At 69.5% G+C, this 16434-nt stretch carries 13 protein-coding genes; 9 read left to right on the top strand and 4 right to left on the bottom strand.

Features of this window, described 5'->3' with window-relative positions:
- Positions 1-2187: vitamin B12-dependent ribonucleotide reductase (locus tag HV824_RS15750; RefSeq protein ID WP_176423638.1), on the bottom strand; the 2187-nt coding region annotated here is incomplete at its 3' end.
- Positions 2188-2792: 605 nt separating this feature from the next.
- On the opposite strand from HV824_RS15750, the gene HV824_RS15745 reads away from it, so the two are divergent.
- From HV824_RS15745 to HV824_RS15715, 7 genes are all read left to right on the top strand, one after another.
- Positions 2793-3134 (top strand): ferredoxin, encoded by a 342-nt coding sequence (locus tag HV824_RS15745; protein ID WP_176418988.1) that lies wholly within the window; start codon positions 2793-2795, stop codon positions 3132-3134.
- 155 nt (positions 3135-3289) lie between these two features.
- Complete coding sequence (locus tag HV824_RS15740; protein ID WP_176418989.1) at positions 3290-5089, top strand: glycosyl hydrolase family 18 protein; 1800 nt, start codon at positions 3290-3292, stop codon at positions 5087-5089.
- An 85-nt stretch (positions 5090-5174) separates the two neighbouring features.
- Positions 5175-6236, top strand: coding sequence for a hypothetical protein (locus HV824_RS15735; RefSeq protein ID WP_176423637.1), 1062 nt, complete (start codon positions 5175-5177; stop codon positions 6234-6236).
- Between the two features lie 44 nt (positions 6237-6280).
- Positions 6281-6874, top strand: a complete 594-nt coding sequence (locus HV824_RS15730; protein ID WP_255208072.1) for an RNA polymerase sigma factor — start codon at positions 6281-6283, stop codon at positions 6872-6874.
- Complete coding sequence (locus tag HV824_RS15725; RefSeq protein ID WP_176423636.1) at positions 6871-7743, top strand: tol-pal system YbgF family protein; 873 nt, start codon at positions 6871-6873, stop codon at positions 7741-7743. Before HV824_RS15730 ends, HV824_RS15725 begins: the two co-directional genes overlap by 4 nt.
- Positions 7740-8957 carry a hypothetical protein gene (locus HV824_RS15720; RefSeq protein ID WP_176423635.1) on the top strand — a complete coding sequence of 406 codons (1218 nt, stop codon included), beginning with the start codon at positions 7740-7742 and terminating at the stop codon, positions 8955-8957. Before HV824_RS15725 ends, HV824_RS15720 begins: the two co-directional genes overlap by 4 nt.
- A 207-nt stretch (positions 8958-9164) precedes the next feature.
- Positions 9165-10442 carry a hypothetical protein gene (locus HV824_RS15715; RefSeq protein ID WP_255208071.1) on the top strand — a complete coding sequence of 426 codons (1278 nt, stop codon included), beginning with the start codon at positions 9165-9167 and terminating at the stop codon, positions 10440-10442.
- Positions 10443-10564: 122 nt separating this feature from the next.
- On the opposite strand, the gene HV824_RS15710 is transcribed toward HV824_RS15715, so the two are convergent.
- The 3 genes from HV824_RS15710 to HV824_RS15700 all read right to left on the bottom strand — a co-directional run bounded on the left by HV824_RS15710 (position 10565) and on the right by HV824_RS15700 (position 14882).
- The gene (locus HV824_RS15710) at positions 10565-12058 is read right to left on the bottom strand and encodes a hypothetical protein (RefSeq protein ID WP_176423634.1); all 1494 of its coding nucleotides are present in this window, start codon (positions 12056-12058) and stop codon (positions 10565-10567) included.
- Between the two features lie 139 nt (positions 12059-12197).
- The gene (locus HV824_RS15705; protein WP_176423633.1) at positions 12198-13352 is read right to left on the bottom strand and encodes a lytic polysaccharide monooxygenase; all 1155 of its coding nucleotides are present in this window, start codon (positions 13350-13352) and stop codon (positions 12198-12200) included.
- Positions 13353-13409: 57 nt separating this feature from the next.
- The gene (locus HV824_RS15700) at positions 13410-14882 is read right to left on the bottom strand and encodes a hypothetical protein (protein ID WP_176418995.1); all 1473 of its coding nucleotides are present in this window, start codon (positions 14880-14882) and stop codon (positions 13410-13412) included.
- A gap of 337 nt (positions 14883-15219) precedes the next feature.
- Between HV824_RS15700 and HV824_RS15695 the strand changes: the two genes are divergently transcribed.
- Both HV824_RS15695 and HV824_RS15690 read left to right on the top strand, forming a co-directional pair.
- On the top strand, positions 15220-15654 hold the full coding sequence (locus HV824_RS15695; RefSeq protein WP_176423632.1) for a hypothetical protein: 435 nt from the start codon (positions 15220-15222) through the stop codon (positions 15652-15654).
- 275 nt (positions 15655-15929) lie between these two features.
- The gene (locus HV824_RS15690; protein WP_176418997.1) at positions 15930-16427 is read left to right on the top strand and encodes a hypothetical protein; all 498 of its coding nucleotides are present in this window, start codon (positions 15930-15932) and stop codon (positions 16425-16427) included.
- Positions 16428-16434 lie beyond the last annotated feature (7 nt).

Here is a 16434-nt window from a genome sequence, read left to right as displayed (position 1 = left end):
GGCGGGCTCGGGGGCCACGGTGGCCTTGGCGGCGCGCGTGTCCTTTGACGTGTTCAACGGCTGCGTCCGCTTGCACCCGTCGCGGTACACGGCGATGGCCTTGAGGCCGCGCTTCCACGCCTCCAGGTAGGCCTTCTCGATGTCCTCCACCGTCGCGTCCGACGGCATGTTCACCGTCTTGGAGATGGCGCCGGAGAGGAACGGCTGGCAGGCCTCCATCATCTGGATGTGGCCCATCCAGTGGATGCTGCGCTCGCCCTGGGCCGGCTTGAAGGCACAGTCGAACACCGGCAGATGCTCGGGCTTCAGGTGCGGCGCGCCCTCGATGGTGTCCTGCTTGTCCAGGTAGCTGATGATGTCCTGGGCCTGCGTCTGCGGGTAGCCCAGCTTCTCCAGCGCCAGCGGCACCGTCTGGTTGACGATCTTCAGCATGCCGCCGCCCACCAGCTTCTTGTACTTGATGAGCGCGATGTCCGGCTCGATGCCGGTGGTGTCGCAGTCCATCATGAAGCCAATGGTCCCCGTGGGGGCCAGCACCGTCACCTGGCTGTTGCGGAAGCCGTGCGCCTCCCCCTGCGCGAGCGCGCGGTCCCACGCGTCCTTCTGCGCGGCGAACAGGCCCTGGCTCACACCCTCCGGCGCGATGTGGTACGCGGCCTTGCGGTGCTTGCGGATGACGCCCAGCATCGGCTCCGCGTTCTTCGCGTAGCCAGCGAAGGGGCCCTGCTTCTCCGCCAGGCGGGCGCTCATCGCGTAGGCCTCGCCGCACATCAGCGAGGTGATGGCGCCCGCATAGTTGCGGCCCGCGGGCGAGTCATACGGCAGGCCCGACGCCATCAGCAGCGCGCCCAGGTTGGCGTAGCCCAGGCCCAGCGGCCGGTAGTCGTGGCTGTTCTTCTCGATGCGCTCGGTGGGGTAGCGCGAGTTGCCGACGATGATCTCCTGCGCCATCAGCAGGATGTCGACCGCGTGGCGGAACGCCGTCACGTCGAAGTCGCCGTCGATGGTGCGGAAGTGCATCAGGTTCAGGGACGCCAGGTTGCAGGCCGAGTCGTCCAGGAACATGTACTCCGAGCACGGATTGGACGCGTTGATGCGCGCCGTCGTCGAACACGTGTGCCAGCTGTTCACCGTGGTGTCGAACTGCATGCCCGGGTCACCGCACAGGTGCGCGGCCTCGGAGAGCTCCCGGAACAGCTCGCGCGCCTGGTAGGTGTCCACCGGCTGGCCGTCGCGCACCGACCGCGTCGTCCAGGTGGCGTCATCCACCACCGCCTTCATGAACGCGTCGGTGACGCGCACCGAGTTGTTCGAGTTCTGGAAGAACACCGACGAGTACGCCTCGCCGTTGAAGGACGCGTCGTAGCCGGCCTCGATGAGCGCCCAGGCCTTCTTCTCCTCGGCCGACTTGCAGCGGATGAACTCGAGGATGTCCGGGTGCTCGGCGTTGAGGATGACCATCTTCGCCGCGCGGCGCGTCTTGCCGCCGCTCTTGATGACGCCGGCGAAGGCGTCGAAGCCGCGCATGAAGGACACCGGGCCGGACGCGGTGCCGCCGCCCGCCAACAGCTCCTTGCTGCCGCGGATGGTGGACAGGTTGCTGCCCGTGCCGCTGCCGTACTTGAAGAGCATGCCCTCCGTGCGCGCCAGCGTGAGGATGGAGTCCATGTTGTCCTCCACGCTGTTGATGAAACACGCGGAGCACTGGGGCTGCGCCTCCACGCCGACGTTGAACCACACGGGCGAGTTGAAGGACGCCTTCTGGCGCAGCAGCAGGTGGGTCAGCTCCGCGTGGAAGGCCTCGCGGTCCGCGTCCCGCGTGAAGTAGCCACCTTCCACACCCCAGCGGGTGAGGGTGTCCACCACCCGCGCCACCAGCTTGCGCACGCTCGTCTCACGCTCCGGCGCGCCCGGCGTGCCGCGGAAGTACTTCGACGCCACGACGTTCGTCGCCAGCATCGACCAGGACTTCGGCACCTCGATGTCCTTCTGCTCGAAGACGGCCTTGCCATCCTCGCCGGTGATGCTGGCGCTGCGGTATTCCCACGCCAGCTCATCCGCGGGGTCCACGCCCGGCGTCGTGAAGAAGCGCTCCACCGTCAATCCCGTCGCCGCCACGCGCGCCTTCCGCCCGCCGCGCCGCTCCTTCCCGTTCACCGTGGACTTCGAGCTCAGCTCTTTATCCATGTCGCCACCCTCCACGAATTCACTGTGAGTTCTGATGCAAAATTTTGCAAAACGCTAACGTCGCGAGATCCCAATGGATCCGATGGATCAGCCCGGAGCGAAGCGCGGGTGACCTCGGAGTGGATTCGCGACGACGAAGCAGGGGCGCGCCCGGCCCCTCGGCTGTGCTTGGGGGGTGCCCGCCAGACTGCCGGACGAGGCCATGGATAGACCCCTGTAGCACCTCCGTCAAAGAATCTATCGGTACAACAAATGGTAGTCGTCAAAGTCATGCCCACCACAAATTGTGTGTAGTCGCGAAGTGGGCGCCCGGTGTCTGCCTGCCTGCCCTGCTGCTACTGCGTTCAGCGAGGGAGCCCGATCTAGAGGGCCGCGCCTGCCCTGGCAACACATGCTTTGCAGTGCCTGAGTCCAGATGGCGAGCCATGTAGCGTCACTTCAAGCCAAGCAAGCGTGATCACTGGGAGACGTTTGCTGTGAGTCTGTGCACGACTCGGGCGGGTGCAACCGTGCTGATCCGCTACGGACGGTGGAACCGCCCGGGGCGCGGTCCATTGGTGAACGAGGCCGTCGATTTTGGCCTGGACGCGCGTTAGGAGGCGGACATGGCTCCTCCCTACCAGCGCCACGTCTTCGTCTGTACCAACCGTCGCCCGGACGGAAATCCCAAGGGGTGTTGCGCCTCCAAGGGGGCGGAGGAGGTCCGCGCCGCCTTCAAGGCGGAGCTCGACAAGCGCGGCCTCAAGGGGCGCATGCGCGCCAACGCGGCGGGGTGCCTGGACACGTGCAGCTTCGGTGTCGCCGTCGTCGTCTACCCGGAAGGCACCTGGTACGGCGGCGTGAAGGTGGAGGACGTGAAGGACATCGTCGAGCAGCACCTGATGGAAGGCCGCCCCGTGGAGCGGCTGCTGATGCCCTTCTCTCGCAAGGCCCCGCCTCCGGGCTGAAGCGCGCTTATCGGTATTAACCCGAAATAATCGACGCCTGCCTCTGACTGCGTGAACCCGCAGACGAGCCGCGCGGAACCGACGTTGGGGAGCCTGGGGCAGGCCTGCTCCGGACCTGGGCCCGGCGTATGTCCAGCGCGGCGAGGAGCACATGCATGCGTCGCAGTTGGTGGGCCTCTGGCCTGATCGTCACCGCCTTGTCCATGGCTGGCTGTGATTCCGAAGTCCCGTCGTCCCACGTCCCGGACATGACGGCGTTCCAGGATGCGGCGCTGGCCGCGGAGTGGGCCGTGGGGGTCGCGTACTCCGTGGGGACGCGCGTCACCTATCAGGGGCGCCTCTATGAGTGCCGGCAGGCGCACACGTCCCAGGCGGACTGGACACCGGTGGCGGTGGCCGCGCTGTGGTTGGACCTGGGGCCCGCGGGCGGTGGTGAGCCAGATGCGGGCAGCGGTGGGACGGACGCGGGCACCGGCGGGGATGTCACCGCGCCCACCGTGGGCTTGAGCGCCAGCGCCACGCGCATCAGCGCCGCGGGGCCGTTGAGCCTGACGGCCACGGCGACGGACGACGTGGGCGTGACGCGTGTGGAGCTCCTGGAGAACGGCGCCGTCGTCGCCACCGGCTCACAGTTCAGCCGGGCCTTCAGCGGCTGGGAGCAGAACGGCACGTATGTCTACGCGGTGCGCGCCTACGACGCCGCGGGCAACGTGGGGACCACCACGCTCACCGTCGTCGTGGAGATTCCGGGCGGGCCGCCGCCGGGAGGAAAGCGCATCGTCGGCTACTTCACCGCGTGGGGCATCTACGCGCGCAACTACCACGTGTCCAACGTGCAGCCGTCCAAGCTCACGCACATCAACTACGCGTTCTCCAACATCTCCGGGGACGGGCGCTGCGTCCTCGGCGATCCGTTCGCGGACATCGACAAGGGCGGCGGCTGGCAGGGGGAGTGGAACCCCGGCCAGCTGCGCGGCAACTTCCGCGCGTTCAAGGAGCTGAAGCGGCAGCACCCGCACCTGAAGCTGCTCATCTCCGTGGGCGGCTGGTCCTGGTCCACGCACTTCTCCACCGTGGCGTCCTCTCCGGCCTCGCGCGCGGCCTTCGTGAAGTCCTGCGTGGACCTCTACATCCGCGGCCAGTACCCCGGCGTGGACCCCGTCAACGGCGAGGGCGTGTTCGACGGCATCGACATCGACTGGGAGTACCCCGTGGGAGGTGGTCTGCCGGGCAACAGCAACAGCCCCGCGGACAAGCAGAACTACACGCTGCTGATGCAGGAGTTCCGCGCCCAGCTCAACGCCGTCACCACGCAGACGGGCAAGCCGTACCTGCTCACCATCGCCACGGGCGCCTCGCCGGACCTGCTGGAGAACAAGCAGGAGACGAAGAGGCTGTCCGACGTGCTCGATTGGATCAACGTGATGTCCTACGACTACCACGGTGCCTTCGAGAGCACGGTGAACTTCCACTCGGCGCTCAATCGCGTCACGGGTGACCCGGGCGCGGCCACGGGCTTCTACACGGATGGCTCGGTGGCGAAGATGCTGGCGCTGGGCGTGCCGCCCGCGAAGATTGTCGTCGGCGTGCCCTTCTACGGCCGGGGCTGGGGCGGCGTGCCCAACGTGAACAACGGCCTGTTCCAGAGCGGCGTGCCCACGCGCGGCACCTGGGATGACGGCTCGTCGGGCCTGACGGGCGTGTTCGACTTCAAGGACATCAAAGCCAACTACGAGCGCGCCGGTTCCGGTTACACGAAGTTCTTCCATCCGGAGGCGAAGCAGGCCTACGTCTACAGTCCGTCCACGGGCATCTGGATTGGGTATGACGACGTGCAGAGCATGAACGCCAAGGCGGACTACATCCTGGACAAGAACCTGGGCGGAGCGATGTTCTGGGAGTTGAGCGGTGATGACGGCTCGCTGCTCGATGCGCTGGCGCGGAAGCTGCGCTGAGCATCTGACAGACATTGTGAGCGTGTCGTGAAGCCATACGCCGGGGGACTTCTGTTCCCCGGCGTATGGCGTTAGGGTTTGCCGCATGTCCTTCGCGGCGGCCCTCCTGCTGGTGGCGCTCTCCAGCTCTTCCGTGGCCGCCGAGCCGTGGACCGCCGTCGTCCGGGTGGCGTCCGACGAGGACACCGCCTTGCTCGGGCGGGTGCGGGGGCAGAGCAGCGACCTGCCCGTGCGGCTCGAGGTCTCTTCCGGCGCGCCGCTCGGGGGATTTCGCGAGGGCCCATGGCTGGCGGCGGAGCGGCTGGCCGGACGCCACCAGGCCCGCGCCGTCCTCTGGTTCGTGCGAGAGGGCAGCGACGTTCGCGTCCAGGTGGCCGAGTTCGACAGCCGGCGTCTGTTCACCCGGGCCGCGCGGTTGGGACAGTCGCCAGGCTCGCTGGAGTGGTCCACGGGGGCGGAGGCGCTGGCGCTGGCCGCGCGCTCCGCGCTGCGCGCGGTGGAGGCCGGTGCGCCGCTCGGTGTCGTGGTGGAAGTCGCGCCGCGCCAGGCCTCGAGCGGCGAGGAGGGCGTGGCGCCACCTCGGGAGGACCTGGGGCTGGCTTCGGCCGAGGCGCACCCAGCGCGCCCGCTGTGGCTCACGTTGGGGGGCCATGCCGCGCTGGATGGATACACGCGCATGGGGCACCAGGGGCTGGTGGTAGGCGTTGGCGTGCAGCCGGGCCGGTGGCGGCTGCGCGCGCAAGTCCTGGCCAGTGTGCCGGCCCGGCTTCGCGATGCCCGCACGGAGGTGACGTTGGGGCAGCACGCGGCGTCGGTGTGGGCGGGGCTTCCCTGGGCGGCGGCGGCGCGACTGGAGGTGGAGGCCGGGCTCGGCCTGGGGGCGGTGGTCTTCACGCGCCGGACGCAAGCGCTGACGGAGGAGGTGGAGGCGGCGCCCCCGGGCACGATGCTGGCCCTGCTCATGGGCCCCGAGCTTCGCGCGCGGTGGCGGATGGGGGCGCGTGTCGGCCTGGAGGCGAGCCTGGCCGCGGAGGTCCTCCTGGGGCGGCCCGAGCTTCGCTACGCCATCGACGGGAACTTCGTATCTCGCGGTGCGGGCTGGTCCGTCCGCCCTCGGCTGGGGCTGGTGATGGTGGTTTTTCTGTGAGCGCGGATGACCCGAATGGCCCGGTGCCGTCCTCCATGGCGGCAATGAGGAGCTCGGGCTCACACGCAGCGGACCCACGTCGTGCGGCGGTAGACCCTCGCATCCAGGCGGCCATTCAGGGCGAGCGCGAGGCAACCGGGGCGTTGTTGTTGGAGGTGCTCCCCCGGGTTCGCAACCTCGTGCGCTACCTGGTGCGAGGGGATGGGGACGTGGAGGACATCGCCCAGGAGGCGCTCATCGCCCTGGTGCGAGGGTTGCCGTCCTACCGCGCCGAGGGCCGCTTCCAGTCCTGGGCGGACCGGGTCGTTGCGCGGACGACGTTCGCATGGCTGAAGCGCTCCCGAGGCCGGGAGGCCCAGCACGCGGATGCTCCGGTGGAGCTGGTCGCGGTTCCCTCCGAGGAGGCGCTGCCGGACGAGTATGTTCATCGCCGGCACATGGTGACACTCCTGGACCGGCTTTCAGATGAGCAGCGGCATGCACTGGTGTTGCATCACGTGCTGGAGTTGAGCGTGCCGGAGATTTCGACGGAGCTGGGTATTCCCTTCGAGACGGTGCGCAGCCGGCTCCGCTTGGGGCGGGCGGCGCTGCGCTCGCTGGCGTCCGCGGAGGGTGACGGAGGGGAGGAGCGGGGATGAGTGACTTCAGGGACGAGGCAGATGACGCCCTGAACGCGCGGGTCCTGCCGTTGGACGAAGGCGCGGGGCCGGCCCGGCGCATCTCCCGGGAGCGGTCCGCGCAGATGGTGCTGGCCGCGCTGGAGGCAGGTGCGTTGGTGTCACGGCCCGCGCCCCGGCCACGCGGCAAGCGGCCTCCCGTGTGGTTGATGACAGGCGCGCTCCTCGTCGCGGGCGCCGCGGCCGCGGCGGTCTGGAGCTTCACACGCTCGGGCCGGGCGTCGACGTCGCAGCTTGAAGCGCCTGCGCTGGCAGGGCCCCCGGGGTTGAACACGGAGTCACGACGGAGCGGCGGCGCGGTGGTGGACGCGGCACCCTCGCGGCAGGACGCCGTGTCCGAAGTGGCTCCGCCCGAAGCGCCGGTGGTGCCTGCCGCGCCCATCGCTGCCGCCACGGTCGCATCCCAGCCGGTGCGTCCGCGAGCGCCAGCGGCCACCGTGAAGCCGGCTGCTCCGGAGGACCTCTTGCTCAAGGCCAATGGGCTCCGCTCGGAGGGGCGGTGGGCGGAGGCCGAGGCGCTCTACTTGCGCGTCATCCGCGCCGAGCCCGCGTCGCTCGCGTCCTATGTCGCGCGCGTCGCCTCGGGCTCGCTTCGACTGGAGCACCTGGGGGACGCGCGAGGCGCCCTGCATCAGTTCAAGGCGGCGCTTCACGTCCAGCCGCGCGGTGTGCTCGACCAGGAAGCGCAGCACGGCATCGCCGAAGCGCACCGTGTGCTCGGCGACCGGGACGCGGAGCGCGGCGCGCTGGAGTCCTTTCTCTCCAGCCATCCGGATTCGCCGCTCGTGCCCTCGGCCCGTGCGCGCGTTCGGGAGCTCACCGCGCCATGAACCGGCGATGGACGTTGGCTGTGCTGTTGGCGGCCTCGATGGGAAGCTGCACGCGGGGAGACCTGGTGGCCACGGTCCAGTCGCCGGACGCAGGCCCGGTGGGCTCCTCCGCGGATGCTGGTGGGCCGCCCGACGACTGGGAGGCCTACTGCGCGGGGCGCGGACCTCCTGTCGTCGTGGGGGATGCCGATACCGATTCGCAGGTGTGCAGTGGACGTCTGGCGGAACGAACCTTCCGTCACGCGCTGTGCACCTGTGAGGGGCTCGCCCTGGGCGCGTCCTTCGAAACGGATGCCTTTCGCGGCACCGTAGGGACGTATCAGCCAGGAGGCGCGGGGGGCGACGTCGGGGTGAATGGCGCGCTGTCGGCCAATGACGCGGTATCGGTGGGCGGCTCGCTGAGGATTGGCGGTGCGGGAGGAGCCCGGCTCGGGCAGACGTTCCGCGTGGGCGAGGCGTTGCACTGCGGGGGGCCGCTTACCGGCAACCCAGCCTCGGCCACCGTAGTGGGGGACGCCCGCGTACTCGGTGACGTCGCGTTGCCCGCCTTCAGCGTCGGCGGCGTGCTCACGGTTCCAGCGGGCCATGTGCTGGGGCCGGTGGACGCGGCCGAGGTCCGCCGCGAGCCCGTGGACCCAGTCATCCCCTGTGCGTGTGACGCGGCGTCCCAGGTGGATGTCTCCGGGCTCATCGCACGGCACGTGCTCGACAATGACAACGCGGCCATCGGCCTCGACGCCACGGCGCTGGAGGACATCGAAGGTGAACGTGCGCTGGAGTTGCCGTGTGGCCGCTTCCACCTGACGCGCATGACCGGGACGGGCCGCGCCACGCTCACGATTCGCGCGCGCACGGCGCTCTTCGTGGAGGGCGTCGTCGACCTGGGTGGAGGCCTGTCGGTGGACGTCCAGGCGCCCGGAGCGCTGGACCTGTTCCTTGGAGGCTCCGTCGCGGTGGCGGGACCGCTCACGCTGGGGTCCACCGCCACGCCTTCACGCGTGCGCGTGTACGTCGCGGGCTCGAACGTGCTGGCGCTGTCCGCGGGCAGCACCCTGGCGGGCAATCTCTATGCGCCCCGTGCCGCACTCAGCCTGAGCGGGGGCGCGGAGGTCTTCGGTTCCGTCTTCGTCCGTCACGTCGAGGCTTCCGGACCGCTCCGCCTGCACTACGACGCGGACATCCGCGATGCGGGCGCCGAGTGCACGGACGATTGAGACACACGCCACCGGCCCCGCGTCTCCGTGCCGGGCCGCCGTCGGTTGTTCGAAGGCCCTGAGCCCCGGAGTCCGGCGTCGCGCGCCCAGGGGCGGCGGCTCGATGCTCCTGTCCACCGCCTTATCCGGACTGCGCCCCACGGGGGGCTGGTGACGTGCGTGCAGGTCCCCAGCTTTGCGCCGCTGTTCGCGAAGGGGAGGCTGCACATGAGGCGGGAAGTGAAGGCCGGCATCGCTGGGCTGCTGTTCGGGGCCGTGGTGGCTGGCTGCGGGGTGGCGCCGGAACAGGAAGCGCAGGTCGGAGTGGAGGACATGACGGCGGAGGTGTCCGCGAGCACCGAGGCTGAGCTCGATGCACCTCGTGGCTACCCCGCGCCAGCCGCGGTGGCGCGCTTCGGCCCGGCGGTCGCGTACGGTGGCGGAAAGTACTTCGCCGTCTGGACCGACGTGCGGACCGGCGGCATCTACGGCACCCGGGTGAAGCCCGATGGCACCGTGCTCGACACCGAGGGTATCCGCATCAACATCAGCGAGGATGATGGCGTGCGGCCGGCCATCGCCTTCAACGGGAAGTACTTCTTCGTCGTCTGGGAGTCCCGGGACGGTGTCGACGGCGTGCGCGTGAAGCCGGATGGCACCGTGGTGGGCCCCGTGTTCCGCGCCATCCAGACGGATGAGTCCTTCGGTCCGGCGCGAGTCGCCTGCTCTCCGAAAATCTGCCTGGTGACGTACACCATCTCCGGTGACGACGAGACAGTCATCTTCTTCACGCGGGTGACGAAAGACGGCGTCGTCCTCCCAACGGCGGACCGGACGCTCAGCGGCTTCCCTTTCAACTTCGCGGAGGAGGCGTCGTCGACCTGGAACAACAGCAAGAAGGAGTTCCTGGTCGTCTGGTCCGACGACCACGGCGAGGGCCCGGAGAACGCGGACATCTACGGCAACAGGGTGAAGGAGGACGGCACCATCCTGGACGGCGACGGCTTCCCCATCTCCTCGGCGGCGGGCGCCCAGACGACGCCCGACGTGGAGTGGACGGGCAAGAGCTATCAGGTGGTCTGGTCCGATGACCGGAATGGGAACCCGGATATCTACGGGGCGCGCGTGAATCGGAAGGGCATCGTGAAGGACCCCTCCGGCATCCCCATCTCCACCGCCGCGGGCGCGCAGACCGCACCGCGCATCGCCCACCACAATGACAAGTCCCTGGTCGTCTGGGACGACACGCGCGACGGTCCGCACAGCGTGTGGGGGGCGCGGTGGGACGAGGAGGGTGACGTGTGGGACGGCTCGGGCTTCGCCATCTCCTACGATGAGCTGCCTGAGCAGTACCTGCCGGACGTCGCCTACGGGGCTGACAGGTTCTTCACCGCCTACGCCGCCCAATTCATCTACGACCCCCCCGAGCCGCACTACATCCTGGGCACGCGGGTGACGCACCAGGCGCAGGTGAAGGACGTTCCCCCCCTGACGCTCACGCGCTGAGGGGAGCGGACGCGCCAGGGGCCGGCCACCACGCGGACCGCTGCCTTCAGGCCGCGTGCTTGCGCGGCGCGCCTCGGGGACCCAGGCCGGCGCATCCACGCCGGCCTGGGCCGCGCGCGGGCTCACGGGTTCAGGCCAAGCTCGCGGTTCTCCAGGGATGTCAGCCGAGCGGAGTCGTACAGGCCCCGGAGGACGGGGTTGAAGATGCTCTCTCCGAAGAGCTGGTGGAACGGAATGGCATCCTGCGGATCATCCGGATTCTCCTTGAGCGCCTCCGTCACCCAGTCCTGGATCTGGTCGATGGTGAGGTCCTGCAGCGTGCCCAGTCCCGGGATGCTCGAGGAGGGGAGCAGGTCCTTGAGCTTGAAGAGCAGCCCCGTCATTCCCTCGACGGCCTCGTTGCGCTTGTTCAGCTCCTCGACGGAGAGGAGGAAGCCACCCTCGATGGCGCCCACCAGGCTGCCCATGGACCGCGCCAGGCGCTGCGCATCCTGGGATGGCGGATTGGTGCGCGCCTCCGCCTCCAACTGCGTCTGCATGTCACCCAGCTTCGAGGTGATGAACGCGTGGAGTTCTTCCTGGCCCTCGAAGGAGGGCTCGGTGAAGAGCGTCCGGGTGAAGAACTCGGACAGCCTGCCCGCGCCCTCACTGCCAATGGAGCCCGAGGCGTCGCTCGCCGCGGCGAGGATCGCGTCCGCGTGCCGCATGAAGAAGCGCGCCGCCGCCGCGCGGGACTCCGGGTTGTCTTCCAGGTGCCCGATGCTGTCCATGAACAGCTTGATGGACTCCGGCGTGGCGGGCTGGATGGCGCTGGCCGCGTCCAACAGCCTTCCAAGCGCCTCAGAGCCGGCGACGTCGGGGTCGTTGAGGTTCTTGAAGACGTGGCCCAGGGCGTCTGGGTTGTCCTTCAGGAACGCCTGGAGTTGGTCCGGCGGCAGGCCCGCCAGCGCCGTGGCGATGGCCACCGAGCGCACCGGGTCCGGAGCGTTGCTGTCCATCATGACTTCCAACTCGCGCTGGGCGTAGGCGGTGATGAGCTCCGGGTTGCCCGTCCCGGCGACGATCTTCGCCAGCGTCTCGTGCGTCTCGCCGTTCACGGAACCCGCGAGGTGCGAGCCGACGGCCGCCGTCAGTTCATCGAGCGTGACGGCACCCGAGCGGTAGGCCGCGTCGAGGGCGTCGGAGAGCACCGGCAGGTCCTCTTCGCTGGCCAGGTCGAGCAACTGGCCCGCCTCGGTGCCGTACACCTCAAAGAAGCGATCCATGAAGGCCGCCTGCTGCGCCGGGTCGGGGTGGGCCTTCAGCCAGTCCGTGAGGTAGGACGGGTCCTGATGGTTGGTGGCTTCAACCTGCACCTCCTCCGCCGATGCCTGCTGCTCGGGCGTCAGCGCCGGGGCCTCCACCGGGCTCGTGTTGAGGGCCGCCACGGTGTCCCCGAGCACACCCCGCGCGAGTCCAAGCGGAGCAGCACCTTGGAAGACATCCGCGTTGCGCTGCGTCTGGTATCTGACAGCGGAGGCCGTCGCCGTGGGCGTCCGGGCCTGGGCCGGCCCCGCGTCCTTCTGGAGCTTCGCGCCGAGCTTCGAGAGCGCGCGCTGGTCGATTCGGGGGGACATACACACACCTTTCTTGGAGATGGCTTGAATGTCGGGGGCACCGGGATTGTCTGCCGTGACGCGAACATGTTGCGTCTGGCGTTGTGGCATCCCGGTGCCTTCACTCCGAAGCGGCATGTGTTTCGTCAACCGGTAGGCCTCAGGGAATGCGCTCCCAGGCGTCCTGCCAGTTCAAGCCCGTGCCCGGTGCGTAGTGCAGCGCGGCGCCCTTGCACCAGCCGGAGTAGGGGAAGGGCTTGCAGCGATAACGCAGGCCGTCGGTGCCCCGCACCACGGTGCCCGCGGCGTAGCCTTCAATCCCAGACGGGTAGACAGGCTCGCCACCGCCATCCGGAGGCGGCTTCACGATGTCGACCTGGAAGGTGTAGCCCGTCTCACGCGCGTAGACGCGGTTGCCCAGCGCGTCCTGCACGGGGGTCACGTGCCCCGTGGTTTGGAGCACGCCCACCTGCACGAGGCTGGACGCGCCGTTCACCCGCTGCGCCAGCGCGTGAATCCACTGGGCCGCGGGCGTGGCCGTGGCCAGGGGATGCACATGGGCTTCGGCGTCAGCGCCCCGCGCGTCGAACACGCGCAGCGTCACCGAGCTCCCGGCGGGCAGGTCTTCACGCGCCTGCACCTGGCCCAGCTCCTTCCACGCCGTGGGCGGCGGCGGGGTGTTGGTGAACTTCACGTCGGTGCAGGCGTAGAAGGCCTCCGGGCTGTCCGAGCGCTGCCAGATGCCATAGATGACATGCGCGCCCGTCTTCCCCTGCGGGAAGGGGCAGTCGAGCCGGTAGCGGTTGTTCTGGGCGGAGACGTGGGTGATGGAGCAGAAGGGGTTCGCTTCCAGGTCCGACCACTTCAGCGGCAGCGCCGGGTTGTAGCCCTCGCGCGTGACGTAGAGGCGGAAGTAGCCCGTGGCGTGCACAGCGGTCGCGTGAAAGACGAACTCGAAGCGGCCCTGGGTGTCCGGAGTGATGAGCGTGGAGGGCCAGTCCGCGCGCGCGAGGTCCAGGCCCCGGTGGCTTTCATTCGCGGCGCTACACAGCTTCCCGTCCGGGATGATTTCGCGGTGCCTGTCATTGGCGTTGCCCTGCCGCACGCCATTCCAGTCGTAGAGCGCCTGCGTGCCGCCGGCTTGGATGAGCGCCTTGCACGCGTCTGACTTCGGCGTCTCCGGCCCTTCCTTGAAGCAGGTGTAGACGCGGCTGAGGGGTACTTCCATGGAGCCATGCGCCAGGGCCACGCTGGCGCACGACATGAAGACAACGGCGAGCGACGCGCCGAGACACCGCTGCACTGCTGAGGTCATCCCTTCCTCCTGTGGTGCGAGGAGGGAGGGCGCGGCCCCCGAAATCGGGTCAACGGCCTAGATGGCCTTCCACGCCATCAGGAGCTTCGAGGCGACTTCGGAGGTGATGAGCGGCAACACGCCGCCGCCGCCGACGATGTTGACGATTTCCGACATCGACCCGCGGCACACCCCGCCCCACGCGGGCTGCCGCGCCAGGCCCACGGAGGCATAGGCGGAGTAGTCCACGAAGAAGGACGTGGGCAGCACGGTGCCGTTGGGCTCGCAGAGCAGGTGCGCCTCGGGGGGCGAGTCCACCGCCTCCTGCACCACGAAGCCTCCGCCGGCCGTGTCCGCCGCCGTGCGCGCGCACAGCTCCGCCCACGTCATCGGCGCGCCATAGGCCGCCTGCACCCGCTCCGTGTAGGGGACGGTGCCCGCGGAGCGGCCCAGGAAGACGGCTCGGCCGCCGTAGTCCCAGGACCGCTTGAGGACGAAGCGCGCTGGCGTCGCGGCGACCAGGGCCACCAGGTCCTCCACGCGCTCGCCGTCGGGGCCCTGCGTGGGTCCGGGCTGGAACATCCGCGTCCACGGCACGGACGCGCGCACCGCCTCCAGCTCTTCGCCCGTGAGCCGCGCGGCCTCCGCCAGGGCGGGCTCGGCCAGGGCCTGCGACAGGCGCGCGAACGTCAGCTTCACCTCCACCTGCGAGGCGGGGGGATTGAGGAACACCGCCTTCTTGCCGGGCACCGTGCCCAGGAAGTCCTCCACCCAGGGGGAGGGGGACTCCTCCAGGCGCCGGACGAAGAGGTGCCGGTACACCAGGTCGTACTTCTTGCCGTGGGCCACGAAGGCGTCGTCACCGGACACCTCGTCCGGATGGACCAGGTCCGCGTCCGCGCCGAAGTCGCGGAAGCGCTCGCACAGCCAGCGCAGCTCCGTGATCTGGGCGTCATTGCGGCGGCACAACAGGGCCACCGTGTCCGGCATCCTGCCGTTGCGCTCGGCCGCGTAGCCGTCCAGCAGCGCGCGGTACAGCGCCAGCGCGTTGCTGCCGTTGAGCGCCAGCAGGGCGGGCAGGGCCTTCTCCGGATAGCGGAAGTAGCGGCCCACCACCTCGATGAAGGTGCGGGCCGCGATGTCGGAGTACCCCTGCATGGCGGGGATGGTGGCGTTGACCTCCAGCGCCCACGGCGTGCCGCCGGCGACGAAGTAATCCACGCGGGTCGTGGCCAGGCGGGTGGACTGGCGCCAGGTGCGCTCGGCGAGCACGCGCTCGACGGGGGAGAGGGCGCCCAGCAGGGTCTCCGCGTCCGCGCCCTGGAGCTGCGCCTGCGCCATCTTCACCGTGGCGGAGGACAGGCGAGCGGACAGCTCCGAGCGGCGGCGAATCTCCGCGGCGTCCAGCACCACGGGCGTGGCGGTGATGGGGATGGGGCGGGTGGTCCCGTCCGGTCGCGTGACGGCGAGGCCCCGCTGGTAGGCGATGCGCGCCAGGTCGGGCGCGATGTGGCGTGCCTGGCTCCTGAGCACGTCGATGAACTCTTGCACGAAGGCGTGACCTCGGTGGTACGCCCGGGGTTCTCCGGGCGGCGCGCACCCTACGCCTGGACGGGTCCACCGGTCCACGGGCCCGGAGCCTCCCGTCGGAGAGCGGGACGCACCCCCGGTGGCCAGGGTACGCCCGCAGGGCCTGGGGCCGGCCGCTCCGGTCCCCCAGGAACAGCGGCGCTGGGAAAGGCCCTTGGGTTTCTTTTGTTCCTGTGTTGCTGTTGTTGTTTCGCGCGGGGAGTGTTTCCTGGCGAAGGTCGCGTGAGACAGTCTGACTTGCGCGAACGGCCTGTCTGGCTTACAACCGTGGGCGCCGTCTGACCGGGAATGCCCTGACGTGAGCCGCTCCACCCATCGCCAGTCCGTGAGTTCCGTCCGGTCGCGCCGTCTGGCGCTGCCGTTCGCGCTCGTGTGTGTGCTGGCGTACATGGGGAGCGTGATGCACTTCGCCCTGGTCCAGCACGCCACGTGCCTGGAGCATGGTGAGGTGATGCACGTGGAGGCCCGTGACGCCCACGGCGCCGGTCACGTCGAGGTTTCCTTCGACGACGTGCGGGTCGCCTCCAAGCGCACGGAGGCGGACTCCCACGGCGCCGACGCCCACTGTGTCCACGCCTTCTTCCGGCGGGAGGCTCCGCCTCCGCAGCAGGACACGCCGTCCCGCCTGGTCGCGCCCGCTCGCTCCGAGCCCGCGCTGGCGGTGTTCCGCTTCCACGCGGAGCCCGTCGCCCGTCTGCACCTGGCTCCCAAGGCGTCTCCGCCGCGCGCGTGAGGCCCGGGAGTCTGCTCGCTCACGCGGCCTGTCGCGCCGTGTGAGGCTGCCCGTCCGCTAAAGCCATACAGACTCTCGTCCGCTCCACGCGGGCTGTGAGTCATTGCGGCTTTGCGTCCACGCCGGCTGAGCTGTCTCACGGCGCCCGTGTTTCGTGCCCCGCGCACACCCCTTCCATTCCCACGCTCCCGTGGCGGCTCCTCCATGTCCTGGCGGGGTCCGTTGCTGGCGCGCGGGCGTGGCACACCCGCAGTCCAAACCCGTGGAGTAGCACCATGACGAAGAAGCTCCTTGCCGCGCTCCTGCTGTCCACCGCCCTCGTCTCCGCCGGCTGCGGCGACGACGACCATCCCGAAGAAGAGGGGGTCGACGCCGAGGCGTGCGAGCACCTCCAGGAAGGTCCCGCCACCACCGTCACCGCCACCCTGGGCACGGACGCGGCCCCCGCGATTCGCGCTGACCACCGCCGCTACGACATCACCTTGGCGGATGGCCCGGACGGGAAGCAGGGCGCCGTGTCCTTCGCGGCGAGCGAGGCCGCCGACTACGTCATCTACACCAACGCGGACGTGCCCCTCTCCATCACCACCGCGAGCGGTGACGAGGTGGAGATCGAGGAGAGCACCAGCAGCTCCGAGGGCTGCACCGACATCAAGGGCCGCCACGTGGTGCCCCTCGCGGTGGGCACGCACATCCTGACCTTCGGTCCCACGTCGACGGCGACCGTCTCCGTCATCGTCGAGGAGTCGCACGACCACGGCCACGAGCACTGACGCTGTT

It is taken from the genome of Myxococcus sp. AM009, assembly GCF_013372605.1.
In the GTDB taxonomy this organism is placed as follows: Bacteria; Myxococcota; Myxococcia; order Myxococcales; family Myxococcaceae; genus Myxococcus; species Myxococcus vastator.
This window is presented reverse-complemented; position numbering and strand designations above follow the sequence as displayed.